This window comes from Streptomyces sp. NPDC006512 (assembly GCF_040611935.1).
Taxonomy (GTDB): Bacteria; Actinomycetota; Actinomycetes; order Streptomycetales; family Streptomycetaceae; genus Streptomyces.
The window spans coordinates 1-22,211 of sequence record NZ_JBEXPG010000094.1; the positions used below are offsets into that span (position 1 = coordinate 1).

The 22,211-nt window shown below is 73.8% G+C and carries 28 protein-coding genes; 14 read left to right on the forward strand and 14 right to left on the reverse strand.

Annotated features, from left to right (window positions below; translation table 11 throughout):
* The first annotated feature begins 283 nt into the window (after positions 1–283).
* On the forward strand, positions 284–643 hold the full coding sequence (locus tag ABZZ17_RS37745; RefSeq protein ID WP_356883512.1) for a hypothetical protein: 360 nt from the start codon (positions 284–286) through the stop codon (positions 641–643).
* A 5-nt stretch (positions 644–648) separates the two neighbouring features.
* On the opposite strand, the gene ABZZ17_RS37750 is transcribed toward ABZZ17_RS37745, so the two are convergent.
* On the reverse strand, positions 649–1,482 hold the full coding sequence (locus tag ABZZ17_RS37750; protein WP_356883514.1) for an SDR family oxidoreductase: 834 nt from the start codon (positions 1,480–1,482) through the stop codon (positions 649–651).
* A gap of 202 nt (positions 1,483–1,684) precedes the next feature.
* On the opposite strand from ABZZ17_RS37750, the gene ABZZ17_RS37755 reads away from it, so the two are divergent.
* The 4 genes from ABZZ17_RS37755 (at position 1,685) to ABZZ17_RS37770 (ending at position 5,335) form a co-directional block, all read left to right on the forward strand.
* On the forward strand, positions 1,685–2,125 hold the full coding sequence (locus ABZZ17_RS37755; protein ID WP_356883516.1) for a DUF2809 domain-containing protein: 441 nt from the start codon (positions 1,685–1,687) through the stop codon (positions 2,123–2,125).
* 41 nt (positions 2,126–2,166) lie between these two features.
* Positions 2,167–3,339 (forward strand): alpha/beta hydrolase, encoded by a 1,173-nt coding sequence (locus tag ABZZ17_RS37760; protein ID WP_356883518.1) that lies wholly within the window; start codon positions 2,167–2,169, stop codon positions 3,337–3,339.
* A gap of 191 nt (positions 3,340–3,530) precedes the next feature.
* A complete protein-coding gene (locus ABZZ17_RS37765) occupies positions 3,531–4,526 on the forward strand; it encodes an ATP-binding cassette domain-containing protein (RefSeq protein WP_356883520.1) in 996 nt (331 codons plus the stop codon).
* Positions 4,523–5,335, forward strand: coding sequence for an ABC transporter permease (locus tag ABZZ17_RS37770; protein ID WP_356883522.1), 813 nt, complete (start codon positions 4,523–4,525; stop codon positions 5,333–5,335). Before ABZZ17_RS37765 ends, ABZZ17_RS37770 begins: the two co-directional genes overlap by 4 nt.
* 9 nt (positions 5,336–5,344) lie before the next feature.
* Here ABZZ17_RS37770 and ABZZ17_RS37775 read toward each other — a convergent pair whose 3' ends face one another.
* The 3 genes from ABZZ17_RS37775 to ABZZ17_RS37785 form a co-directional block, all read right to left on the reverse strand.
* Positions 5,345–5,566 (reverse strand): hypothetical protein, encoded by a 222-nt coding sequence (locus tag ABZZ17_RS37775; protein WP_356883524.1) that lies wholly within the window; start codon positions 5,564–5,566, stop codon positions 5,345–5,347.
* A 137-nt stretch (positions 5,567–5,703) separates the two neighbouring features.
* Positions 5,704–6,570, reverse strand: coding sequence for an AraC family transcriptional regulator (locus ABZZ17_RS37780; protein WP_356883526.1), 867 nt, complete (start codon positions 6,568–6,570; stop codon positions 5,704–5,706).
* Positions 6,571–6,699: 129 nt separating this feature from the next.
* Positions 6,700–7,452, reverse strand: coding sequence for an amidohydrolase family protein (locus tag ABZZ17_RS37785; RefSeq protein ID WP_356883528.1), 753 nt, complete (start codon positions 7,450–7,452; stop codon positions 6,700–6,702).
* A 141-nt stretch (positions 7,453–7,593) separates the two neighbouring features.
* Between ABZZ17_RS37785 and ABZZ17_RS37790 the strand changes: the two genes are divergently transcribed.
* The 6 genes from ABZZ17_RS37790 (at position 7,594) to ABZZ17_RS37815 (ending at position 10,191) form a co-directional block, all read left to right on the forward strand.
* Positions 7,594–7,878 carry a hypothetical protein gene (locus ABZZ17_RS37790; protein WP_356883530.1) on the forward strand — a complete coding sequence of 95 codons (285 nt, stop codon included), beginning with the start codon at positions 7,594–7,596 and terminating at the stop codon, positions 7,876–7,878.
* Positions 7,875–8,474 carry a hypothetical protein gene (locus tag ABZZ17_RS37795; protein ID WP_356883532.1) on the forward strand — a complete coding sequence of 200 codons (600 nt, stop codon included), beginning with the start codon at positions 7,875–7,877 and terminating at the stop codon, positions 8,472–8,474. Before ABZZ17_RS37790 ends, ABZZ17_RS37795 begins: the two co-directional genes overlap by 4 nt.
* Positions 8,475–8,604: 130 nt before the next feature.
* On the forward strand, positions 8,605–8,832 hold the full coding sequence (locus ABZZ17_RS37800; protein WP_356883534.1) for a hypothetical protein: 228 nt from the start codon (positions 8,605–8,607) through the stop codon (positions 8,830–8,832).
* Positions 8,833–8,929: 97 nt separating this feature from the next.
* Positions 8,930–9,556 (forward strand): TetR/AcrR family transcriptional regulator, encoded by a 627-nt coding sequence (locus tag ABZZ17_RS37805; RefSeq protein ID WP_356883536.1) that lies wholly within the window; start codon positions 8,930–8,932, stop codon positions 9,554–9,556.
* Between the two features lie 54 nt (positions 9,557–9,610).
* Positions 9,611–9,919, forward strand: a complete 309-nt coding sequence (locus tag ABZZ17_RS37810; RefSeq protein WP_356883538.1) for a hypothetical protein — start codon at positions 9,611–9,613, stop codon at positions 9,917–9,919.
* Positions 9,920–10,011: 92 nt separating this feature from the next.
* On the forward strand, positions 10,012–10,191 hold the full coding sequence (locus ABZZ17_RS37815) for a hypothetical protein (RefSeq protein WP_356883540.1): 180 nt from the start codon (positions 10,012–10,014) through the stop codon (positions 10,189–10,191).
* A gap of 100 nt (positions 10,192–10,291) precedes the next feature.
* Here ABZZ17_RS37815 and ABZZ17_RS37820 read toward each other — a convergent pair whose 3' ends face one another.
* The 10 genes from ABZZ17_RS37820 to paaA all read right to left on the reverse strand — a co-directional run bounded on the left by ABZZ17_RS37820 (position 10,292) and on the right by paaA (position 19,317).
* A complete protein-coding gene (locus ABZZ17_RS37820; protein WP_356883542.1) occupies positions 10,292–10,900 on the reverse strand; it encodes a sortase in 609 nt (202 codons plus the stop codon).
* 265 nt (positions 10,901–11,165) lie between these two features.
* On the reverse strand, positions 11,166–12,482 hold the full coding sequence (ccrA, locus tag ABZZ17_RS37825; RefSeq protein WP_356883544.1) for a crotonyl-CoA carboxylase/reductase: 1,317 nt from the start codon (positions 12,480–12,482) through the stop codon (positions 11,166–11,168).
* Between the two features lie 64 nt (positions 12,483–12,546).
* Complete coding sequence (locus ABZZ17_RS37830) at positions 12,547–13,740, reverse strand: aminotransferase class V-fold PLP-dependent enzyme (protein ID WP_356883568.1); 1,194 nt, start codon at positions 13,738–13,740, stop codon at positions 12,547–12,549.
* 88 nt (positions 13,741–13,828) lie between these two features.
* A complete protein-coding gene (locus ABZZ17_RS37835; protein ID WP_356883546.1) occupies positions 13,829–14,680 on the reverse strand; it encodes an alpha/beta hydrolase in 852 nt (283 codons plus the stop codon).
* On the reverse strand, positions 14,673–15,536 hold the full coding sequence (locus ABZZ17_RS37840; RefSeq protein ID WP_356883548.1) for a tryptophan 2,3-dioxygenase family protein: 864 nt from the start codon (positions 15,534–15,536) through the stop codon (positions 14,673–14,675). Before ABZZ17_RS37840 ends, ABZZ17_RS37835 begins: the two co-directional genes overlap by 8 nt.
* A gap of 48 nt (positions 15,537–15,584) precedes the next feature.
* Complete coding sequence (locus ABZZ17_RS37845; protein ID WP_356883550.1) at positions 15,585–16,709, reverse strand: ferredoxin--NADP reductase; 1,125 nt, start codon at positions 16,707–16,709, stop codon at positions 15,585–15,587.
* Positions 16,709–17,209, reverse strand: coding sequence for a 1,2-phenylacetyl-CoA epoxidase subunit PaaD (gene paaD / locus ABZZ17_RS37850; RefSeq protein ID WP_356883552.1), 501 nt, complete (start codon positions 17,207–17,209; stop codon positions 16,709–16,711). The genes ABZZ17_RS37845 and paaD overlap by 1 nt, the downstream gene beginning before the upstream one ends.
* Positions 17,206–18,003, reverse strand: a complete 798-nt coding sequence (gene paaC / locus ABZZ17_RS37855) for a 1,2-phenylacetyl-CoA epoxidase subunit PaaC (protein WP_356883554.1) — start codon at positions 18,001–18,003, stop codon at positions 17,206–17,208. The genes paaD and paaC overlap by 4 nt, the downstream gene beginning before the upstream one ends.
* Positions 17,996–18,319 (reverse strand): 1,2-phenylacetyl-CoA epoxidase subunit B, encoded by a 324-nt coding sequence (locus ABZZ17_RS37860; RefSeq protein ID WP_356883556.1) that lies wholly within the window; start codon positions 18,317–18,319, stop codon positions 17,996–17,998. The genes paaC and ABZZ17_RS37860 overlap by 8 nt, the downstream gene beginning before the upstream one ends.
* Positions 18,316–19,317, reverse strand: a complete 1,002-nt coding sequence (paaA, locus tag ABZZ17_RS37865) for a 1,2-phenylacetyl-CoA epoxidase subunit PaaA (protein ID WP_356883558.1) — start codon at positions 19,315–19,317, stop codon at positions 18,316–18,318. Before paaA ends, ABZZ17_RS37860 begins: the two co-directional genes overlap by 4 nt.
* A 301-nt stretch (positions 19,318–19,618) precedes the next feature.
* Here paaA and ABZZ17_RS37870 point away from each other — a divergent pair, with 301 nt between their 5' ends.
* The 3 genes from ABZZ17_RS37870 to ABZZ17_RS37880 are packed head-to-tail and all read left to right on the forward strand — an operon-like array spanning position 19,619 to position 22,085.
* A complete protein-coding gene (locus ABZZ17_RS37870; protein ID WP_356883562.1) occupies positions 19,619–19,915 on the forward strand; it encodes an acyl carrier protein in 297 nt (98 codons plus the stop codon).
* Positions 19,915–21,387: an AMP-binding protein gene (locus ABZZ17_RS37875; RefSeq protein ID WP_356883564.1), complete on the forward strand. Its 1,473-nt coding sequence runs from the start codon at positions 19,915–19,917 to the stop codon at positions 21,385–21,387. Before ABZZ17_RS37870 ends, ABZZ17_RS37875 begins: the two co-directional genes overlap by 1 nt.
* Positions 21,384–22,085: a 4'-phosphopantetheinyl transferase superfamily protein gene (locus ABZZ17_RS37880; RefSeq protein ID WP_356883566.1), complete on the forward strand. Its 702-nt coding sequence runs from the start codon at positions 21,384–21,386 to the stop codon at positions 22,083–22,085. The genes ABZZ17_RS37875 and ABZZ17_RS37880 overlap by 4 nt, the downstream gene beginning before the upstream one ends.
* The last annotated feature ends 126 nt before the right edge of the window (positions 22,086–22,211 follow it).

Sequence of the window (22,211 nt, forward strand, 5' to 3'; positions counted from 1 at the left end):
ACGCTTCCCACTCCAGATCCGACAGTTCATGACGACGCACCATGCGGCACATGATCCCCCATCAGAACCCTTTGAAGACAGTGCCTAGTGCCGTGACCGGAAAGGTCCACCGGGTCGCGACGCCCGGCACGGTGGACCTTTCCGCGTTGTCGGACCACGGAGGTACGTCCAGTACGAGCCGCGGCCCTCCGCCTTGAGATGCACCGCACCAGACGCCGCGACCCGGCAAACCTTCCCGGCCACGGCACTAGGCTGGGGGCAGGGGTACCTCCGGGAGGCTGTCGTGGCGGGCCATCACCGTTACCACCTGGATCAGGACGGGCACTCGATCACCGTCGTCCGGGACCTCGGCCGGCGGCGCGCCGAGATCCTCGTCGACGGCAAGACCGTCACCTCGGCCAGGACGCACCGCAAGGCGGTCACCGTCCTGCGGGGCGAGATCGCGGGCGGGGCCCCGTTCGCCGTCCGTCTCGGGCGCCCCGACATCCCGGGCGGGGCGCCGCTGTGCGAGCTGGAGAAGGGGGGCATGCGCTCCCTCATGCCGAACGTTCCGCTCACGCCGGAGGAGGAGTGGCCGGCCGAGCCCACGCCGTCGCCCCGCACTCCCGCCGAGCTCATCGCGCGGTGGAGGGCCCGCCGCTGAGCCGGTCAGAGCGGGGGCGGGCCCTGGACCAGGGCCCGGGCCGCGGCGAGCTCCTCGCGGGAGGCCTGTTCCGCCCCGTCCAGGTAGGCGTACGCGTCGTCGCCGATGGGCACCCGCAGGGGTACGGGGCCGTCCGCGCCGACGACGTCGAGGACCCGGGCGGCGAAGTCCTCGGGTCGTCCGGAGGCGGCGTCGTCCGCCAGTCCGCGGAAGGCGTCGAGCATCATCGCGGTGGCGTCCGCGTACTCGGGCATCCGGCGGCCCGCCTCGGTGAGGGCCGTCCCGTAGCGGGTGGCGAAGACGCCCGGTTCGACGACGGTGACCCGGATGCCCTGCGGGCCGGCCTCGGCGGCCAGCGCCTGGCTCATGCCCTCCAGGGCGTGCTTTCCGGCCACGTACGCGCCCAGCCCGGGAAAGGCCATCCGGCCGGCCAGGGAGGAGACGTTGACGATGTGGCCGTGTCCCTGGGCCCGCATCAGCGGCAGGACCAGGCGGGCGAGCCGCCACGGGCCGACGACCAGGGTCTCCAGCTGGTCGCGGAGTTCGGCGTCGGAGACCTCCTCGACCGCGCCGAACAGACCGCCGCCCGCGTTGTTGACGAGGACGTCGATGCCGCCGAGCCGGTCGGCGGCGGTGCGCACGGCCGCCTCGCACTGGGCGGGGTCGCGCAGTTCCAGCGCGATCGGGGTGATCCGGCCGGGCCAGGCGGCGGTCAGGTCCTCCAGGGCGGCGGTCTTGCGCGCGGTGACCGCCACCCGGTGCCCCGCCCGGGCGGCCGCGGAGGCCAGCGCGTGCCCCAGTCCCGAGGAACAGCCCGTGACCAGCCAGCGTCGTACCATCGGTCCCCCTGTGGCGTCGGTGCGGTCGATGCGGTCGGCGCCTCCGGCTCCGCCGACGCCGGTTCCGGCCCTTCATGCTCGCCCGGTGGCCGGTTCCGGTCAGCCCTCGTGCGGGGGCGTGCGAGAGCTCGCCCGGCGCACGACCGGCGCACGGAGCGGGTGACGTGGCCCCGGTGTCCGGCAGGATGGCCCGGTGATCTTCATGTCCGGAACCCGTGACCGCGCCCCCGCCGCCGGCGCGATGCCCACCCGTACGGCGGCGGCCCTCGGCGCGGTGATGACCGTCGGGGCGGGGCTGGGACTCAGGGCCGTGGCACAGGGGGACGCGGCCAAGTACGGCGGGGACGCGCTGTACACCGTCCTGCTGCTCACCCTCGTCGTCGCGGCGGCGCCGCGGGTGTCGCCCCTGAGGGCGGCCGGGGTCGCCTTGGGGGCGAGTTGGGCGGTCGAGTTCTTCCAGCTCACCGGGGTACCGGCGGAGCTCTCCCGGCGCAGCGCGGTGGCCCGCCTCGTGCTCGGTTCCACCTTCAACGCGCCCGACCTCTTCTGGTACGCGGTCGGCGCGACGGCGGGCTGGCTGGTCCACACCGGATTGCGGCGGGGGTTCCGGGCCCGGAGCCCGGTCAACCCCCGCCCCCGATAATCAGGTAAGCCTTGCCTAACATCCTCCTCTAGGATGCGGGCATGAAGAAGATCATCCGTACGCTGACGGCAGTGGCCGCCGGCTTAGCCCTTGCCGTACCCACCGCCCTCGCGCCCCCCGCCGTCGCCGTGACCGCCCCGGCCGGGGACGCCACCCGGCTCGAACTGCCTCGCCCCACGGGCGCCTTCGCCGTGGGGCGCGACACCCTCCACCTCGTGGACCGCGAGCGCAAGGACCCCTGGGTGCCGGCCGCCGACCGGGAGTTGCTGCTGTCGCTCCACTACCCGGCACTCCCCCGCACCGGAACTCCCGCCCCCTACATGGCCGTTCCGGAGGCCAGGGCACTGCTCACCGACCGGGGGCAGCTCGGCGAGTACGCCACGCCCGAGCGCGTGGCGGCCACCCGTACGCACGCCCGGTCCGGCGCGCTGCCCCGGCCCTCGGCCCACCGTTACCCGCTGGTCCTCCTGTCCCCCGGCTTCACCCTGCCGCGCGCCTCGCTGACCACCCTGGCCGAGGACCTCGCCAGCCGGGGCTACGTCGTGGCTTCGGTGGACCACGCGTACGAATCGGACGGCACCGTCTTCCCCGGCGGGAGGGTGCTCGACTGCAAGGCCTGCGAGCAGGTGTTCCCCGACGGGTCCCTGCACCGGGTCTCCGACGGGCGGGCCCGCGACATGGCGTTCGTCCTGGACCGGCTCACCGGGCCGCACTCCGCATGGCGCCACTCCCGGCTGATCGACCCCCGGCACGTCGGCATGGCCGGCCACTCCATCGGCGGCGCCGCGGCCTCGGCCACCATGGCCGCCGATCCGCGCGTGCACGCGGGCGTGAACATGGACGGGACCTTCTTCACGCCGATACCCGAAGGGGGCCTGGGAGGGCGCCCGTTCCTGATGCTGGCCGGGGACCCGGCCCTGCTGCCGCCCGACTTCCCGGACACCTCCTGGGAGGACAACTGGCCCCGGCTGGACGGCTGGAAGCGCTGGCTGACCGTGACGGGGGCGGGGCATCCCGCCTTCACCGACTGGCCCGTGCTCGGCGACGGGGCGGGCTACCCCCATCCGGAGACCCCGCTGTCGGGGACCCGCTCGCAGCAGATCACCCGGTCGTACGTCGGTGCCTTCTTCGACCTCCACCTGCGCGGGATGCCCGCGCCGCGCCTGGACGGGCCGACGGCGGCCGACCCGGAAGTCGTGTTCCACCGCGGCTGAAACCCCTCACGGGGGTGTCCGCTCCGTGGCCCGGCCGCGGACGGCGCCGTGGGCCGGCTGAGCCGGGGCGGGGCGAGGGGCGGGAGGAAGGGGCCGGACCGGGTCACGGGCCACCGGGAAGCGGACTGTCAGTGGCGTGGGTCACAGTTGTAGGACTGCTGGCGCTTCCCGCGCGGAGACGAGGTGATCCCATGAGCCACGCGATCCGGGCCGAGGGTCTGGCCAAACGCTTCAAGGAGACGCGTGCGCTGGCCGGTGTGGACCTTCAGGTTCCGGCCGGGACGGTGTGCGGGCTGCTGGGTCCCAACGGTGCCGGGAAGACGACGGCGGTCCGCATCTTCGCGACCCTCCTCGTGCCGGACTCGGGGCGGGCCGAGGTCGGCGGGTACGACGTGGTGCGGGAGGCGGGCCGGGTCAGGTCGCTGATCGGGCTCACCGGGCAGTACGCCGCCGTCGACGAGAACCTGACGGGTACGGAGAACCTGCTGATGATCGGCCGGCTGCTCGGCATGCCGCGCGGGGACGCCCGGGCCCGGGCGGCCGAGCTGCTCGACCGGTTCCACCTGTCGGACGCGGCGGGCCGGGCCGCCAAGGCCTACTCGGGAGGCATGAGGCGGCGTCTCGACCTCGCGGCCAGCCTGGTCGGGAGACCGCAGATCCTCTTCCTCGACGAGCCGACCACCGGCCTCGATCCGCACAGCCGCGGCGAGGTGTGGAACATGCTGCGCGTCCTGGTCGCCGAGGGCATGACCACCCTGCTGACCACGCAGTACCTGGACGAGGCCGACCGGCTCGCCGACAACATCGTGGTCGTCGACAAGGGCGCGGTGATCGCCGACGGCACCCCGGACGAGCTCAAGTCGCAGGTGGGCGGGCAGGTGCTGCAGCTGCGGCCCGCCCGCGCGGCCGATCTGGGTGCGGCGCACGCCCTGATCACGCAGGAGGCCGGGCCCCAGGCCGGGATCGAGGGCGACGAGGTCACGGCGCCCGTCGGCGACCCGTCGCTCATGCCGCGCGTCGTACGCCGGCTGGACCAGGCGGGCATCGAGGTCGGCGAACTCACCCTGCGGCGCTCGTCCCTCGACGAGGTGTTCATGGTGCTGACCGGACACCGCGCGGAACCGGGCGGTCCGCCGGCCGGCACGGACGCCGACGGGCGGCGCACGAAGGCGGTGAGCCCGTCATGACGAGCACGACGATCGCCCGGGACCCTGGCCGCGGCGGCACGGTGCGGCCCCTGGCCGCCGTGCGGCAGACCGCCACCATGGCGTGGCGCAGCCTGGTCTCGGTGAAGCACAACCCTCTGGAACTCGTCGACTACAGCATCACGCCGATCATGTTCGTGTTCCTGTTCACCTTCGTCTTCGGCGGACAGATGGCGGGCTCCCCGCAGGAGTACCTCCAGTACGCGCTCGCGGGGATCATCGTCCAGAACACCCTCTTCATGAGCATGTACACCGCCATGTCGTTGAACACCGACCTGACGAAGGGCGTCTTCGACCGGCTGCGCAGTCTGCCCATCGCCCGGTCGGCGCCGCTGTTCGGACGCATCACGGCCGACCTGGCCAAACAGTTGTGGGCCATGGTCCTGATGATCGCGCTGGGGGTGCTGCTGGGCTTCCACGTCACCGGAGGCGTGGCGGGCTTCCTCGGCGGAGCGCTGTTGCTGCTGATCTTCGCCGCCGCCGTCTCGTGGGTGGCGGTGCTCATCGGGATGGTCGCGGGCGACGCCGAGAAGGTGCAGGTGTACGCCTTCACCTTCATCTTCCCGATCACGTTCACCAGCAGCGCGTTCGCCCGGGTCGACACGATGCCCGGCTGGCTCCAGGCGTGGGTGGAGGTCAACCCCGTCACGCAGCTGTCGGATGCCTTCCGGGGCCTCCTGCTCGGCACCCCCGCGGGCCGCCCGATCATGTGGTCGCTGGTCTGGGCGGCGGGCATCGCGGCGGTGTTCATGCCGCTGGCGATGCGCGCGTACCGCTCCCAGGGCCGCTGACGGGGTGGGTCACCATTCGGGGTGGACGTCGTAGCTGTCGTAGCGGGTGCCGTTGCCGTCGATCCAGGGGCGGAAACGGCCCGGTCCGCCGTCCTCGCGCGCGTAGCGGACCGGTTCGCCGGAGTCGTCGGCGACGATGACGGCGCCCGCCCGCTGGGCCGCGCGCAGGGAATGGGTCCAGTGGGGTCCGTGCCTGCCGGTCACGTAGTCGGGAACCTTGCTCTGTGACATCCGGTGAACCCCCTGACCGACGCCGGGCCGTCCCGTCCCGGGGCGAACGTATCCGTCTGGAAGGCGACTACCCGCAGATCAGCGGACTATCACTTCCTGGTCCGCCCCGGGCCGGCGGCGCGCCGCCTTGTCCGGGGTCAGGCCTGTTCCCGCTCCACCGGGAGCCACAGTTCGGCGTCCACCTCGGACGTCGCGGCGGAGAAGTCCGTGCGCAGGATCTCGGGGCCGGGGCGGCTGCGGTACGGGTTGGACGGGAACCACTGGGCGTACACGTCCCGCCACAGGTACTGGATGGCCTGCGGGGCCGGGCCGGAGGTGGTGAACACCGCCCAGGTCCCGGCCGGGACGGTCAGGGTGGTGGTGCCGTCGGGGGCGGGTGCCGACGTGATCACGCCTTGGTAGTAGTCGAGCTCCGTGCCCTCCGCACGGCTCGGATCGAGATCGTCACAGACCGCCACGATGCCCTGCGGCTGCTGGTCCGACAGCGGTTCCAGCAGTCCCAGCCGCTGCGTTCCGATCCCGCGGACGAAGTCGATGATCGCCTGGTTCGGCCCCGCGTGCACCAGTGGCACCCGGGCCTTGTAGCCGACGACGGTGAAGTCGGGCCGGTCCACTACGCGATATCGCATGCTGTTGCTCCCTTCGACGGTGAGGCGGAAGGTGAGCCGGGCCTGGGACACGAGCGCGGTGCCGGTGCGCCGGGCCTCGCCCGGGCCGACGCCGTGCATCGCGCGGAACGCCCGTGCGAACGCCTCGCCCGAGCCGTAGCCGTACCGCACCGCGATGTCCAGCAGCGGCTCGCGGCCGGTGAGGACCTCGGCGCCCGCGACGGTCAGGCGCCGCCGCCGTACGTATTCCGACAGCGGCATGCCCGCCAGCGCCGAGAACATCCGGCGCAGGTGGTACTCCGAGGTCGCCGCGCCGCGCGCCAGCTCGGCCACGTCGACGGGCCGGTCGAGGTGACCCTCGATGTGTTCCATGACCTGGTTGAGTCGCTCCAGCACTCCCGGTCACCTTCCTTCCTTGCGATCCCCACGCTAGGCAGCGCGCGTACCGGCCGACCCGACATCCTGTGCCCGATCGGGTCGGGTGCGGGCGCACCGCGGCGGGCACCGGCCTCGCGGCCCTGCCGCTCACACGCGGTAGAAGGCCGCCGCGTTGTCGTGGAGTACGGCGTCCAGGTGTTCTCCGGCCGCGTCCGCGAGGAGGTCGAGATCGGTGTCGGCGAAGGGGCGGCGGGCGCGTGTCGAGGGGAGGTCGGAGCCGGCCATCAGGGCGGTGGGGTCGGCCTTCAGCACGGCGCGGACCGCTTCCGGGACGTCGAGTTCGACCCTGCCGAAGCCGGTCGCCTTCACCCGGACCCCGCGCTCGACCAGCGCGAGGAGGTGCGGGAGGCCGTCGGCGTGCAGGCCCAGGTGGTCGATGCTCACCGCGGGGAGCGCGGCCAGGGTCTCCGCGAGTTCGGGCAGGTCGCGGGAGTCGACGTAGAGCTCGGTGTGCAGGCCGGCCACCGCGTGGGCGCGGCGGGCCAGCGCGTCGAGGTGCTCCAGGCTCGCCGATCCGCCCCGGCGCAGGTTGAAGCGCACGCCGCGCACGCCCCGGTCGGCGAGGCGGAGGAGCTCCGCGTCGGGGAGGTCGTGCGGGATCTGGGTGACCCCGACGAATCGCGGACCGAGCCGGGAGAGGGCATCGAGCAGGTAGCCCTGGTCGAAGCGCTGGAACGATCCGGAGACGACGGCGCCGCCGCTGACGTCCAGGGCGGCGGTACGGGTCCGGTACTGGCCGACGGTGAACTCCTCGGGAGTGAACCCGTCGTTCTCGAACAGCGGGAACCGGCTGTCGATCACGTGGAAGTGGGCGTCGAAGAAGGGGTGTCGGGGGTTCACGGGGATTCCTTTCGTGCGCACCGTCAGGGATAACCCTGCCAGCCCGGCGGCACACAGGGCCGAAACGACCGGTTCCGGCGACCCCGGACTCCGTGTCAAGAAATTCTTGACACGACCGGTCCGTCAAGGTTTGATTGACACATGCCGATCTTGAAGCCGAACAGCCCGTCCGACCAGCCCTCTTCCGCCGCCACGACGGCGACCGCCCTGCTGCCGATCGCCATCGGCCTGCCCGCCCTGGCGTCGGTGTTCGCCGACCGGCTCGGCACGGCGGGGTCGGCGGCCCTGGCCGTCGCGTCCCTGGTCCTGATTGCCGGCGTCGCGGGGCTCCTCGGGCGGTCCGCGGCCCGGAACACCGCCGCCCGCGACCGCCGCGACCAGGACGTACTCGACGCCCTCGACCCGCTCGCCGGTGCACGGCGATGACGGACGAGCAGCTGCTGGGCCCGGAGGAGACCGTACGGATCCGGGAGGGCATCGCCGCCGCCGTCCTCGGCGCGTCCGACGGACTGGCCGATTCCCTCGAACACGACGCCGCCGGTTACCTGCGCCTGGTCGACGCCTCACGTGTCGGCGCCGAGGAAGCCGGCCGGATCCTGCGCGAGGCCGTGCAGGGCGCCCGGGCCGCCGGGCACAGCTGGGACACCGTCGGACGGATCCTGGGAGTGAGCCGCCAGGCCGCGCAGCAGCGCTTCGGGGACAAGGCGAAGGGCGCCGTCCCCTCCGGGGCGGCCGCGGGCGGGCCCGACGGCCCGGAGCGCCGGGTGCTCAGCCCCTTGTCCGCGTTCAACGAAATGGCGGCCCTCACGGCCGCCGGGCTGGAGGGCTGGCACCTGGTCGGCTACGGCTCCTTCTTCCACGAGGTCGAGGCCTCGGACCACCCGTGGGAGCACTGCCGGGTCACCCTCGCCGCCGGCGGGCGCAACCGGCGGATGGAGGCGGAGGGCTGGATCCCCGTCGGCGCGGGCTGGTTCCCCTGGCGCTACTACAAGCGCCCGCTCCCGCCCGCCGAGGAGAGCTGAACCGGCGCCCGGCGCCCCCGGAGTGCGCGGATCCGATGTAAATGTGATGCGGATGCGCGCAGTGCCGGTGTACTACTGGTGCGGTACCGGTGCGGAATCGGTGCAACCCAGCCGACAGGAAGGCACGGCAATGGACCAGCTCCCCTCCCACCCCGACAGCGAACGCTATTCGGTGACCCTCTGCCCGCCGGCGGTGACGATCGTCTCCGAGCTCGTCGCGGAGAGCGGCGTCAGCAAGTCCGACGTGATCAACCGGGCGGTGCTGCTCCTCGGCTTCATCGAGCGGGAGCGCGCCAAGGGCAACGACCTGATGATCCGTGACACCGAAGGCGCCATGGAGCGCATCCACATCATCTGAGGCGGCTCAGGGACGTTCTTCATGGTACGGCGGTACCATGAAGGGGTGTCCGGGCCGGCCGGGCAGCGGATCACCCCGACGGGCGGAGACGGAGCACATGCCGAAGCGCGTGGACCACGAGGAACGGCGCACCCAGCTGGCCGAGGCACTCATCCGCGTCGCCGGGCGCCAGGGGCTGCACGCCGTCGGCATGCGCGACGTGGCGGCCGAAGCCGGCGTCTCACTGCGGCTCGTCCAGTACTACTTCCAGACCAAGGAGAAGCTGCTCTTCTACGGGCTCCAGCACCTGACGGCACGCTTCACCGCACGGGTGGGGGCCCGCCTCGCCGCCGCCGGCCCCGACCCGGGCCCCCGCGCCACCGTGGAGGCACTGCTGCTGGCCTCCCTCCCGACCGACGAGGAGAGCCGCACGTTCCACCTCCTCTACAGCTCCTACGCGATCCTCTCCGTGACCGACGAGGCGCTCGCCGCGCAGCCCTTCATCGACAACCCCGACGCCGCCGAGAACGCCCTGGCCGGCCTCCTGCGCCAGGCACAGGAAGCGGGGCTGGCCGACCCGCGCGCCGACGCCCGCACGGAAGCGGTCAGCCTGCTCGCGATGGCCGCGACCATGGGCACGAGCATCCTCGTGGGACAGCGCGACCCCGAGTCGGCGATCGCCGTACTGCGCCACCACCTGGACCGCATCTTCACCGTCAACGGGCCCTCCCCCGCGCCCGCATGACAGCGCGGGACACGGCGGGGCGGGACTGTCGGAGGGCACGCCTATCCTGTGGCCATGTCAGTCAACATCGATCTTGCCTTCACCGTCACGGGCATCGCGGACGAGCCGCAGGCCTGGGAGATCGTCCGGGCCCTCCAGGGCCTGCTGCGCGACGAGAACATCGAGAACCAGGTCAGCCTCGGCGTCGCGAAGGACGACGACGGCGCGTTCTTCGTCTCCGGGGAATCCGACTTCCCCCTCGGCATCTCGCGGTTCTACCTGTGGCAGCCGCAGTTCGAGGGGGCCTTCGCGGCGACGGTCTCCGAAGTGGCCGCGGGCGCGAAGCCCGAGGTCCGGTGGGGGTACCCGGACGAGGAGTACTGACCCGCCGGCCGCGGGGCCGGGGCGGCGGGGCCTGAGGCCAACTGGAGCAAGCCGGGCTGCGCGACGGCCGGGAGCCTGGTCGCATCGGCGGAATGAAAGACCCCTTCGCCTGTGACGACCCCGCCGTGCTCGCACCCTGCGCCACTGGTGACCGGGCGGCGGCCCGCCGGGCCGTCGCCGCCCACGCCACCGACCGCGCGGACCTGCAGACCCTCCTCGACGTCCTCGGCCTCCTCCCCGAGCACGACCCGCCCCCGGAACGCCCCGCCTGACGCGGAACCACCTCCGCGGCCGCCCCGGCGACCGACCGCCGCCGGGGACGGCGCAGGAGGTGTGCCCGCCGTGGGGCGGGGCCGTGGGGCTGGGCCGGCCTCAGGACTTGGTGGCGGTCAGGACGCCGATCTTGTCGAGGCGGTGTTCGGGGTTGTTCTGGGCGTCGCGCCAGAAGTTGCCCGCCGCCTCGTCCTCCGGAGTGAGGCAGGTGGTGACGGTGATCATGGCCCGCATGGGCACGGCACCGGGCGAGCCGGGGACCGCCGCGCGCTGCGCCGCCATCGAGGCCGGCGAGCGGAAGGAAGTCGTCCGGGTTCCGGTGATCGTGTACTGGTACGTGACTCCCCCCGCGGTGACGATCACGGAGGCGCCCGTGGGCAGCGACGGCAGGTTCCGCAGCGGTCCGCCCGCCACGATCCGGTGGCCGGTGACGATGTAGTTGCCCACCTCACCCGGGCCCGCCCCGCCGCCGGGGCCGTGCGGGCTCGCGGCCACGCCCCGGTCCTGGATCCGGGTGCCGGGGGCGTCGTCGGGACTGCCCTGGTACGGGACGACCGGCAGGTTGGAGAGACCGATGGCCGGTATGGAGATCACGGCGGCCTGGGCAGCGCGCGCGACGGCGTGGTCGGCGGTCGCCGCCGGCGCTCCGACGGGGGCCAGCAGGGCGGTGCAGGCGGCGCCGGCGCACAGGAAGAGACGCGGTGACATGGCGGCCTCACCGGATTCCGGTCGGGTGATCGGTCCGATGGGGCGCGGGCGCGGACGGCGTACGGGTCATGGCGGGCCTCCGATCAGGGGAAGGGCCGGGAAGGGGACCGCCCCGGGGCGCCGTCGGAGGGCGCGCGCGGGAACCCGCACCTCGGGGGTGGGATCAGCGGTCTCCGACCGGCGCCTACCCGCCCCCACCACCGGAAACCGCCCCGCGCTCCGGATGCACCGGGCCCGCACCTGGTGTAGGGGCGCCTCCGGCGGCCTACTGGCGGTAGAGGTTGATCTTGTCCTCTCCGATGCGGGCGCGGAGTTCGGGGTCGTCGATGCCGAGGTTCTCGGACGGCGCCGCGCACAGGACGGCGACCTTGCCGATGTGCTGGTTGGTCTGTACGGCCCGGGTGGCCTCGCCGGCGGCGTCCAGGGAGTACACCTTCGACAGGGTCGGGTGGATCATGCCGCGGCTGATCAGGCGGTTCGTCTCGACGGCCTCGTGGTAGTTGAAGGCGTGCGAGCCGATGATCTGCTTCAGCCGCATCCACAGGTACCGGTTGTCGTACTCGTGCTTGTAACCCGTCGACGAACCGCAGGTGACGATCTTGCCGCCGCGCTTGGCGACGTACACGGAGGTGCCGAAGGTCTCGGCGCCCAGGTACTCGAAGACGATCTGCGGGTCCTCCCCGACCAGGGAGCGGATGGCCTCGCCGAGGATCCGCCCGGCCTTCGGGTGGCGGAACCCGCTCTCGTCCAGACCGAGTTCCGAGCGGTTGACGACGTGCTCGCAGCCCTGCGCCCGCACCAGCGCCGCCTTCTCCGCGGATCCGACGACCGCGACGGGGATGCCGCCGCCGTTCTTCACCATCTGGGTGGCGTAGGAGCCGAGGCCGCCGGTGGCGCCCCACACCAGCACGACGTCGCCCTGCTTCATGCGGGCACCGTGGTTGCCGACCAGCATGCGGTACGCGGTGGCGGCGCAAAGGGTGTTGGAGGCGGCCTCCTCCCAGGACAGGTGGGCGGGCTTCTTGACGAGCTGGTTGGCCTTGACCACGCAGAACTCCCCGAGCGAGCCGAAGTTCGTCTCGAAGCCCCAGGCCAGCTGGGTCTCGGTCATCATGCCGTCGTCGTAGGAGGCGTGGTCCTCCTCGTCCACGTACGAGGGGGAGATGACGACCTTGTCGCCGACCTTCCAGCTCTTCACGGCGGAACCGACGCGCACCACGACGCCCGACCCGTCCGAACCCACCTGCTGGTACGGGAGGTCGTGGCGGCGGCCGTACCAGCCCTGCCGGCCGAACTTCTCCAGGAACGCGAACGTCGGCACCGGTTCGAAGATCGCCGACCAGACGGTGTTGAAGTTGATCGCGGCGGACATGACGGCGACGACGCACTCGTTGGGGGCCAGTTCGGGCATGGGCACCTCCCCCACGTGCAGGGACCGGCGGACGTCCTTGTCGGTCTCGCCCTCGAACATCCCCACGTCCTCCTTGCGCAGGTAGGCGGCGCGGTAGCTGGACGGGAGGGCGGTGGCTCGCAGTTCCTCGGGGGTGGCACCGGCGACGACGGCCTGGAGCAGGTCGGACATGGGAGTTCCTCTCGGAGGGGGTGGGCGTGCGCGTGGGCGCGGGACGGGTGGGGCGGTGCGTCCGTCAGGCGGGCGCGGTGACGTCGCGCAACGCCCGGACGGCGCTGAGCACGTCGCGGTGCGAGACGTAGAGGGAGTTGAAGCCGAACCGCAGCAGGTCCGGGGGCCGCGTGTCGGCGAGGATGCCGCGCCCGGCCAGCGCGTCGATCAGCGCGGGTGCGTCGGAGCGGCGCAGGGCGACCTGGGCGCCGCGGCGCCCGGGGTCGCGCGGGGTGACGCAGTCGAACCCGCGCCCGGCCAGCAGTTCGTCGGCGCAGTCGATGAAGAACCCGGTCAGTGACTGGTTCTTGGTCCGGACCGCGTGCAGGTCGACTCCGTCGAAGGCGGTCAGGGCCGCCTCCAGCGCCAGCAGGGACAGGATCGCTGGAGTGCCGATGCGGGCCCGGCCCAGGCCGGCGGCCGGGGTGTGGGTGGTGCCCATGTCGAAGGGCCTGGCGTGTCCGTTCCAGCCGGTCAGCGCGGGGTCGTAGGCGGACTGGTGGCGTTCGGCGACGTACAGGAAGGCGGGGGCGCCCGGACCACCCGACAGGTACTTGTAGCCGCAGCCCACGGCGAGGTCGACGCCGAGGTCGTCCAGGGCGACGGGCATCGCCCCGGCCGCGTGGCACAGGTCCCACAGGGCGAGCGCGCCCACCGCGTGGGCGGCGCGGGTGAGGACGGCCATGTCGTGGAGTTCGCCGGTGCGGTAGTCGACGGGGCCGTACGAGCAGACGGCGACCTGCTCGCCGTGCTCGGCGAGGAAGGCGGGCAGGGCCCCGGCCGCCACCCGGCGCACCTGGAGGCCGTGGACGCGGGCCACGGTGTCGGCGGCGTACAGGTCGGTGGGGAAGTGGGCGGGGTCGGTGACGAGCAGGCTCCGGCCCGGCCGCAGCCGGACGGCCGCGGTGAGCGCGTTGTGGAGCTGGACGCTGGTGGAGTCGCCCGCGAGCGTGCGGCCGGGCGCCGCGCCGATCAGCCGGCCGACGGCGTCGCCGACCCGCTGCGGGGCCTGCCACCAGCCGTTGGTGTCCCACGAACGGATGAGGTCGGTGCCCCACTGGCGGTGTACGACGTCGTGGAGGGCGGGCGGGACGGCGGCGGGCAGCGCACCCAGCGAGTTGCCGTCGAGGTAGACGCAGCCTTCGGGGAGCAGGAAGCGGCTCCGGAGCGGGGCGAGCGGGTCGGCCGCGTCGAGTGCGGCCGCGCGTGCCGCGAGGATCCCGGCGGCGGGGGAAGCGGGTGCGGTCACGGAAGTCCTCCGGTGGGGTGGCGGGGGCGGGCCGGGCAGGCCGGCGGGGGCGGCGCGATCAGGGGGTCCCGGGTCGGGCGTGCTCGGCGTGGAGCCGGCGCAGCAGGTCGACGAGGATCCGGGCGGGCTCGGAGCCCGGTTCGATGAAGGTGTAGTGGCCGGTGCCGGGCAGGCTGATCAGCCGGGCGTCGTGGTGGACCGCCGCGTAACCGTGGAACTGGTCGTGCGGGACCTCCTCGTCGGCGGCGCCGTGCAGGATGACGGTGGGGACTCCGGTGGTGCCGTGGGGTGTGAGCAGGGTCAGCGGGTCCACCAGCGGCAGCCGTTCGCTCACGGCCCGCGCGCCGCCGAGGAGCTGGAGGGCCGCGCCGTCGCTGAGGTCGTCGCGGATCGCTGCGGCGAGGTCGGTGATGGGGCCGAAGCCGACCACGGCCGCGGGCAGCTTCGTGGTGTGCCAGGGGGAGCCGGCGGGCAGCAGGCCCCGGGCCGCGGCCCACAGCGCGAGGTGGCCGCCCGAGCAGTGCCCGGCCAGGACGAAGGGCCGGCCCCCGGTGAGGGTGTCGACGGCGAGCGCGACGTCGTCGAAGGTGGCCGGGTAGCCGCCGGCGCCGCCCGAGCGGCGGAAGCCGGGCAGGACCACGCCGACGCCCTGGCGCGCCAGGTGGGCGGCGAAGGGGGTCAGGTGCATGCGGTCGTAGCGCCAGTACCCGCCGTGCAGCAGCATCACCAGGGGCGCGTCGGGATCGTCCGCCGGCCACATGTCGTACACCTGGTGGGGGTGGGGCCCGTACGAGCCGTGGACGGGGGCCATGACCGGTTTCTGGCCGAGGACGCGGCGTTCCTCCGCCAGCGCGAACGCGGACGGGGTCCGGGGGGCGGGAGCGGTGGCCGCCGAAAGGGTGTCAGACATGGCTGCGGGCACTCCAGATCTCGGGGAAGACGGGGCGCTGCGTGCGCTTCTCCAGCCAGGCCACGCCGGGCGAGCCGCCGCTGCCCGTCTTCGCGCCCATCGCGCGCCGGGTGGCGAACAGGTGGTCGCCGCGCCAGCGCTGGACCGACTCGGCGAGGTCCGTCAGGAGTTCGCCGAGGGCCACCAGGGGGTCGTCCTGGGGGCCGGCGTACACCTGCCGCCAGGCCTCTTCCACGCCCTCGTCGAAGGGGTACGGCTCGGTGAGGTCCCGTCCCAGTACGGCTGCGGGGACGGGCAGGCCGCGGCGGTGGAGGTGGGCCAGTACCGCGTCGTAGAGCGAGGGCTCGGCGAGGGCGTTCTCCAGTTCCCGGTAGACCTCGGGGTGGTTGCGGTGGGCCTGGATGAGCGAGCGGGACTTGTCGCCGAGCAGGAACTCCAGGTGGCGGTAGGTCGCGGACTGGAAGCCGGATGCGGTGCCCAGCACCGCGCGGAAGCCGTTGAACTGCGCGGGCGTCATCCTGGCGAGGGGGCGCCAGGCCTCGTTCAGGGCCCGGTGCGCGTCGAGGCTGCGGCGCAGCGCGTCGAGGGCGGCGGGAAGCCGGTCCTCGTCGAGGGCCTGACGGGCCGTGCGCCATTCGTGGGCGATGAGGGTGAACCACAGCTCCATGACCTGGGTGGTCACGATGAAGGACATCTCGCCGGGCGCGTCGGAGAGGGGTTTCTGGAGGGATCCCAGCAGGGAGGCGTGGATGTACGCCTCGTAGGGCGGAGGGCCGGCGTACCTGAGGTCGGGATCGCCCTCCTGCGCTGCGTACGGGCACTGCGGTGCGGTGGCGGTGGCGGTGGCGGTGGGCATGGGTCTCCTGGTGAAGGGGTGTCGGGGTGCCTCGGCGGGGCCGGGGGCTCAGGCGTCGAAGTCGAGTTCCAGCGCTGCGGAGTCCGGCGCGGTCCGGCAGGTCAGGACGTAGCCGTCGGTCTGCTCCGCGGTGCCGGGCGCGGTCCGCGGCGGGGTGGTGACGGATCCGCGGACGACCTTGGCCCGGCAGGTGCCGCACAGGCCCGCGCGGCACGAGTAGGGGGCCTCGGGGCGCGCCCTGACGACGGTGTCGAGGAGCGAACGGTCCGCGGGGTCGGTCGTGGTGGTCGTCGTACGGCCGGCGAGGCGCACGGTGATCCGCCGGCCGGGGGCCGCCGGGTCCGCGGGCGGGGGCGCGAAGGTGCCGTCGGCGGCGAAGAGTTCCTGGCGCACCCGGTCCCGGCCGGCCCCCGCCCCGAGGAGGGTTTCGCGGGCCGCGGTGACGAGCCCTTGGGGGCCGCACAGGTAGAAGTGGGTGTCCTCGTCCGCGGGGTCGGCCTCCAGCAGGGCGAGCAGGGACCGGAGCCGGGCGGCGTCGGCCCGTCCGGAGAGCAGGCCGGCGGCCTGGGCCTCGCGCGACAGGACGTGCAGGGCGCAGAACCGGTCCAGGTGGGCATCCTTGAGGTCGGACAGTTCGTCCGCGAGCAGCGCGGAGCGGGCGTCGCGCGCCGCGTGCAGGACGGAGACCCGGCAGGCCGGGTCGTCGCGGAGGGCGGCGGCGGCCATGGCGGACAGCGGGGTGATGCCGCTGCCTCCCGCGACCATGACGTGGTGGGCGCCGGGGTGGTCCGCCAGGCGGAACGTTCCGGTGGGCGGGGCGACGTCGAGGGTGTCCCCCTCGGCCAGGACGTGCTGGGCGTGGTCGGCGAAGCCGCCGGGGCCGAGCCGTTTGACGACGAGGCGCAGTGCGGCCGGCTCGCCGGGTGGCGGGCAGGCGGAGTAGGTGCGGCGCAGTTCCCGGCCGTCGGCGCGGTGGCGCACGGTGACGTGCTGGCCGGCCCGGAAGGCGAAGGCGGGGGCCAGGTCCTCGGGGAGGGCGAGGGTGACGGCCACCGCGTCCGGGGCCGGCCGCTCCAGCCGGGTCACCCGGAGCCGGTGCCAGGTGTTGTGGGCCGCGGTGGGTGCTGCGGAGCCGCCGGCAGGGGGCGGGGCGGTCCGTGCGGTCGCGTCCATCACACGGTCCTGAAGCGGGGGAAGGACTCCTGGCAGCCGGTGCAGGTCACCATGACCTGGCAGCGGGTGGCGCCGAAGAGGCTCTGCGGGCGGGTCGCGGCGGAGCCGCAGTTGGGGCAGGGGGCGCCGGTGCCCAGGCGCAGCGGTGTCGGTGCGCCGACGGGCGCGGGGGGTGCGATGCCGTGCTCGGCGAGCTTGTTCCGGCCCGCGGTGCTGATCCATTCGGAGGACCAGGCCGGGGAGAGGACCTGGCGGACCCGGCCGTCGGGGTGGCCGCAGGCGGTCAGGACGTCCCGGATGTCGGATTCGATCTCCGGCATGGCCGGGCAGCCGAGGAAGGTGGGGGTGATCTCCACCTCGACGACGCCGTCCGGTGCCGGTGCGACGGAGCGTACGACGCCCAGGTCGCCCAGGGAGACCATGGGGAGTTCCGGGTCGGGGACGGCCTCGACGCGGACCTTGACGGCGGCCGGTGAGAGCCGGGGGGCGGGCGGGTTCACCAGGTGCCTCCCGGGTGGGCCCGGCGTACTTCCCGGAGCTCGGCGATCAGGTCGGGGAAGCCCGGGGTGTGGGCGCCGCGGCGTCCGCCGCAGCGGTGTTCGGTCACGGTGGGCCGGCGCAGACCGGCCTCCGCCAGCACGGTGGTCATCTCCTGCTCCCAGGCTTCTCGCAGGGCCGTGGGGGAGGTGACCGTCCCGTTCCGGGCCAGGCGCCGGACGGGGCCGTCGGCCTCGAAGAGTTCGTCGGTGTAGGGCCAGACCCGGTCCAGGGCGTCCTGGAGGCGCCGTTTGCTCTCGGGGGTGCCGTGGGCGAGGCAGGCGACCCACCGGTCGGCGTGGGCACGGTGGTAGCGGGTCTCCTCGGCGGCCCGCCGGGCGAGGCCGGCCAGCTCCGGATCGCCCGCGTCGCGCAGGGCCTCGTACCGGAGCAGGGCGTGGTGCGTCCAGACGAGCTGGCGCGCGACGAGGTCGGCGAAGTCGCCGTTCGGCAGTTCGGCGAGCAGGACGTTGCGGAACTCCGAGGGCTCGCGTCCGTAGGCGAGTTCGTCCTCGTCGCGTCCGGTGCCGTCGTGGCGGCCGCTCTGCGAGAACAGTGTGCGGGCCTGGCCGAGCAGGTCGAGGGCGATGTTGGAGAGCGCGAGGTCCTCCTCCACGGTCGGCGCGCGGGTGATCCACTCGCACAGGCGCTGGGCGAGGACCAGCGCGTCGTCGCCGAGGCGCAGGGTGTAGGCGGCGAGGTCGCGGCCCGGGCCGGCGTCGTGGCGGGCCGGCCGGCGGGTGTCGGTGTCAGTCATGGGTGGTCCCGTCGTCGGGCACGGCGCGGTCGTCGCCGTGCAGCGGTACGTAGTCGTCCGCGTAGCGGAAGGGCCTGTCCCCGGCGTTGCTGAAGAGCATGGGCTTCTCGGCGGGGGTGGCGGCCCGGATCGCGTCGGCGGGCACCACCCACAGCGAGGCGGGGTCGTCCCGGCGGGTGAAGAGGTCGCGGGCGTGGGCGAGCGCGGTGTCGGAGTCGGTGCCGCGGACCGAGCCGACGTGCTGGTGGGCCATGCCGCGGCGCATCCGGACGAACACCTCCCAGGTCGTGTGCGCGGTCGGGCCGGCCGGGCTCATGCCGCGTTCCTCTCGCTGCCGGCCGCGCCCCGGGCGGCGTGGGCGTCGGCCGCCTCGCGGACCCAGGCGCCGTCCTCGTGGGCGGCGATCCGGCGCGCCACCCGGTGTGCGGCGCACTCGGTGCCGGCGGCGACGGCGTCGCGGTACGTGCTCCAGTCGACGGGGGTGAAGTCGTAGTGGCCGCGTTCCGCGTTCCACCGGATCAGGGGATCGGGGAGGGTCAGGCCGAGCCGTTCGGCCTGGGGGACGCAGCTGTCGACGAACCGTTGGCGCAGCTCGTCGTTGGTGTGCTGTTTGATGCCCCAGGCCATGGAGCGGCGGGTGACGGCGGCGCCCATGGCCGCCGTACGGGCGTCCGGGCCCGAGCCCGCGGTGGTGTCGGGCGGGCCGAACATGAGGGCCACGGCGGGCAGCCACCAGCGGTCCACCGCCTCCTGCGCCATCCGCCGCTGGCTCGCGGTGCCGCGGGCCAGCGACCAGAGCACGTCGTAGCCCTGGCGGACGTGGAAGGTCTCCTCCAGGCAGACCCGGCGCATGGCGCGGGCGTAGGGGCCGTAGGAAGTCCGGCACAGCGGCGCCTGGTTGATGACGGCGGCGCCGTCGGTGAGCCAGGCGATGGCCCCGGTGTCGGCCCAGGTCGCGGCCGTGACGTTGAACGTCGCGGAGTGGTGCTGCTGTCCCCGGTGCAGGGCGTCGAGGAGGTCCTCGCGCCGGGTCCCGAGGGTCTCGGCGGCCGCGTACAGGTACAGGCCGTGACCCGCCTCGTCCTGCACCTTGGCGAGCAGGCTCGCCTTGCGCCGCAGGGAGGGGGCGCGGGTGAGCCAGCTCCCCTCCGGCTGCATGCCGATGATCTCGGAGTGGGCGTGCTGGGCGATCTGACGGATCAGCATGCGCCGGTAGCCGTCGGGCATGTCGTCGTCCGGTTCGATGCTCTCGCCGGCGGCGATCAGTTCTTCGAACCGCGGTGCGTCGCCGTCCTGCTCCGGTGGCGTGGTCACGGTGATGGCTGTTTCCTTCCCGCTCGGAGGGGATCCGGCGACGGGGACGTTCGTCCCCGGGCGTCGCCCCCAGTGGGGTGCTGTCACCCGGAAAAGAGCCCCGGCGGGCCCGTGACAATCCCTCCGGGACCACGATTGCGGGAGTGACGTAGCCCACACGGTGTGCGGGGAAGGTCGGGGCGCCGCGGTGCCTCTTCCCGAACGAGGTGCCCCTGACCGGTCCGTGTTGACGGACCGCGGGCGGACCCGACGAGAGCGCCGGCGAACGGCGCGTCATCAGCCAGAACGAGGAGAACCACACATGAGCGTCGTACGAGGGATGTTGGTGGAGCTGACCGGTACCCCCGAGTTCGCGGAGAGCATCGGCGACGACGTCGACCTCGGTGCCAGCGGCATCGACTCGGGCGACCTGGTCCGCCTGGTCCTGCTCATCGAGCAGCGCACGGGCGCCGAGGTCACGGCGGAGGAGATGGAGCGGCTGGTCACCCTCGCCGACTACGAGCGTTTCGTGGCCGGCCGCGAGGGTGCGGGAGCCGAAGGAGCGGGAGCCGAAGGTGCGGGAGCGGCGTTCGCGGGCGCCGAGGCCGGGCGCGCCTGATGTGGCTGACCCAGCTGCTGGACCGCAACGTCCAGTGCTTCCCCGACCGCGCGGCCGTGGTGGACCGGGACCGGTCCGTCACCTGGTCCGCCCTCCGCGAGCGCACCGGATCGCTCGCCCGGGGCCTGGCCGCGCTCGGCGTGCGGCGCGGTGACCGGGTCGCGGTCCTCTCCCAGGACCGGGTCGAGGTCATCGAGAGCTATTTCGCCCTGGCCCGGCTCGGCGCCCTGTTCGTCCCGCTCAACCACAGCCTGACCCCCACCGAGGTGACGGGGATCGTGGAGCGCACCGGTGCGGTGGCCGTCCTCGGGGAGTCCGCCCTGCTGGAACGCCACCCGGAGCTGCCCGTGCGCTGGCGCGTCGCCCTGGACGGGCCCGAGTTCGCGGCGCTCGGCGAGGGGCTGGACGGTCCCGGTCTGCCGCCGGTGCCCGATGACGCCCCGGCGGCCGTCCTGCACACCTCGGCGACCACCGGCCGGGCCAAGGGCGTCACCGTCGACCACGCCTCCTTCCGGGCCATCGCGCTCGGCTGGCTCGCGTCCGCGCGGCCGGCGGACGACATGGTGCTGGTCAACTGCTGCCCGCTCTACCACGGCAGCATGGTGGTCTCCCTGACGTACATGGCGGCCGGCGCCACCCTGGTGCTGGTGCCCGGCTTCACGCCGCAGACGGCGCTCGCCGCGATCGCGGACAACCGGGCCACCCACGTGTGGCTCGTCCCGCAGATGCTGCGCTTCCTGCTGCGGGCCAGGTCCCTCGGGTCCACCGACCTGTCGAGCCTGCGGGAGGTCCTGTACGGCGCCGCCCCGATGCCCGCGGACGTGTACGTGGAGGCGGCGGACCGCCTCGGCTGCGGTTTCCGTCAGGTGTACGGGATGACCGAGGTGGGCGGCCCGTTCGTCACCCTCGGCCCGGAGGAGCACCCGGCCCCCGACGCCATGCCGGAGGTCCTGCCGAGCGGCCGGGTCATCCCCGGCATGTCGGTGCGCGTCCTCGGGCCGGAGGGGGACGAACTCTCCCCCGGCGGCGTCGGCGAGATCCACGTACGGGGCCCGGGCGTCATGCGCGGCTACTGGGACGACGAGGAGGCCACCCGGGCCGTCACGGTGGACGGCTGGACCCGGACCGGAGACCTCGGTTTCCTCGACGGGGAGGGCCGGATCCACCTGGTGGACCGGGCGAAGGACCTGATCATCAGGGCCGGGATGAACGTCTACCCCATGGAGGTGGAACGGGCGCTGCACACCCACCCCGCCGTGCTCGACGAGGCCGTCATCGGCGTCCCGGACGAGGACTACGGCGAGGTGCCCGTCGCCTACGTGGTGACCGACGGTCCGGTGGCGGAGTCGGAGCTGGTGCGGCACCTCGCGGAGCGGCTGGCCCCGTACAAACGCCCCCGGCGCATCGAGTTCGTCGCCGCGGTGCCCCGCAACCCGGCGGGGAAGATCCTGAAGAAACTGCTCCGTACATGAGGCCGCGGACCGAGGCGGATCCGGTGCGGGTGGAACGTGCACTGCGCCGGCTCGCTCCGGTCCTGGCGTCCGAGGGCCTCCGTCTCGCCATCGCCCGTGATGGCGAGACGGAGGCCCTGACGCATGGTCCGGACGAACGCCGGCTCGCCGACGCGATGCACCCCCTGCGACGCGGCACCTTCCTCGCCGGGCGCTGCGCGGCCCGGCGCGCCCTGCGGCACGCGGGGCTGCCCGTCACCGGGATCCGCTACCTCGCGGGCGGGCGCAGGCCCGCGTTCCCCGAGGGCAGCGTCGGCTCGCTCTCCCACTCCGGCGGCCTCGCCGTCGCCGTCGTGGCGGACGCGCGGCGCTACCGCGCCCTGGGCTGCGACCTGGAACTGCGGCCGCTGCCGCTGGAGACGGCCCGGCTGGTCCTGGGGCCCGCGGAGCGGGACTGGCTGGACCTCGCCCCCGGTCCGGGCCCGGCCGAAGGCCGCCTCCTCGCCCTGTTCTCGGTCAAGGAGGCGGCCTTCAAGGCGTTCCACGCCGTGCTCGGGGCGGACGCGCCCACCCTGGTGCGGAACATCGGGGTCCGTCCGGTGCGGGGCGGGTTCCGGGCCGTCGCGGAACACCTGCCGGCGGGCCCGGCGCTGTTCGTGCGGCTGCGCTCCGTCGGCCCGGGCGGCGTGTTCAGCTGGGCGGCCGTCGAAGTGCCCTGAGCCCGCCCGGACGGCGAACGGCGCCGGTACCCCGCAGGAGCGGGGTACCGGCGCCGTTTCGCGTTCCGTGTGAGGTTCCGCGGACCGGTGCTGTCGCGCCCCAGCGGATCGGTGGCCAGCAGCAGG

Bases quoted from the DNA above. Each gene is read 5' to 3' on its own strand.
- ABZZ17_RS37750 (WP_356883514.1), bottom strand. From the start codon at position 1,482: ATGGTACGACGCTGGCTGGTCACGGGCTGTTCCTCGGGACTGGGGCAC.
- ABZZ17_RS37755 (WP_356883516.1), top strand. From the start codon at position 1,685: ATGTCCGGAACCCGTGACCGCGCCCCCGCCGCCGGCGCGATGCCCACC.
- ABZZ17_RS37760 (WP_356883518.1), top strand. From the start codon at position 2,167: ATGAAGAAGATCATCCGTACGCTGACGGCAGTGGCCGCCGGCTTAGCC.
- ABZZ17_RS37765 (WP_356883520.1), top strand. From the start codon at position 3,531: ATGAGCCACGCGATCCGGGCCGAGGGTCTGGCCAAACGCTTCAAGGAG.
- ABZZ17_RS37770 (WP_356883522.1), top strand. From the start codon at position 4,523: ATGACGAGCACGACGATCGCCCGGGACCCTGGCCGCGGCGGCACGGTG.
- ABZZ17_RS37775 (WP_356883524.1), bottom strand. From the start codon at position 5,566: ATGTCACAGAGCAAGGTTCCCGACTACGTGACCGGCAGGCACGGACCC.
- ABZZ17_RS37790 (WP_356883530.1), top strand. From the start codon at position 7,594: ATGCCGATCTTGAAGCCGAACAGCCCGTCCGACCAGCCCTCTTCCGCC.
- ABZZ17_RS37795 (WP_356883532.1), top strand. From the start codon at position 7,875: ATGACGGACGAGCAGCTGCTGGGCCCGGAGGAGACCGTACGGATCCGG.
- ABZZ17_RS37800 (WP_356883534.1), top strand. From the start codon at position 8,605: ATGGACCAGCTCCCCTCCCACCCCGACAGCGAACGCTATTCGGTGACC.
- ABZZ17_RS37805 (WP_356883536.1), top strand. From the start codon at position 8,930: ATGCCGAAGCGCGTGGACCACGAGGAACGGCGCACCCAGCTGGCCGAG.
- ABZZ17_RS37810 (WP_356883538.1), top strand. From the start codon at position 9,611: ATGTCAGTCAACATCGATCTTGCCTTCACCGTCACGGGCATCGCGGAC.
- ABZZ17_RS37815 (WP_356883540.1), top strand. From the start codon at position 10,012: ATGAAAGACCCCTTCGCCTGTGACGACCCCGCCGTGCTCGCACCCTGC.
- ABZZ17_RS37820 (WP_356883542.1), bottom strand. From the start codon at position 10,900: ATGTCACCGCGTCTCTTCCTGTGCGCCGGCGCCGCCTGCACCGCCCTG.
- ccrA (WP_356883544.1), bottom strand. From the start codon at position 12,482: ATGTCCGACCTGCTCCAGGCCGTCGTCGCCGGTGCCACCCCCGAGGAA.
- ABZZ17_RS37835 (WP_356883546.1), bottom strand. From the start codon at position 14,680: ATGTCTGACACCCTTTCGGCGGCCACCGCTCCCGCCCCCCGGACCCCG.
- ABZZ17_RS37840 (WP_356883548.1), bottom strand. From the start codon at position 15,536: ATGCCCACCGCCACCGCCACCGCCACCGCACCGCAGTGCCCGTACGCA.
- ABZZ17_RS37845 (WP_356883550.1), bottom strand. From the start codon at position 16,709: ATGGACGCGACCGCACGGACCGCCCCGCCCCCTGCCGGCGGCTCCGCA.
- paaC (WP_356883554.1), bottom strand. From the start codon at position 18,003: ATGACTGACACCGACACCCGCCGGCCGGCCCGCCACGACGCCGGCCCG.
- ABZZ17_RS37860 (WP_356883556.1), bottom strand. From the start codon at position 18,319: ATGAGCCCGGCCGGCCCGACCGCGCACACGACCTGGGAGGTGTTCGTC.
- ABZZ17_RS37870 (WP_356883562.1), top strand. From the start codon at position 19,619: ATGAGCGTCGTACGAGGGATGTTGGTGGAGCTGACCGGTACCCCCGAG.
- ABZZ17_RS37875 (WP_356883564.1), top strand. From the start codon at position 19,915: ATGTGGCTGACCCAGCTGCTGGACCGCAACGTCCAGTGCTTCCCCGAC.
- ABZZ17_RS37880 (WP_356883566.1), top strand. From the start codon at position 21,384: ATGAGGCCGCGGACCGAGGCGGATCCGGTGCGGGTGGAACGTGCACTG.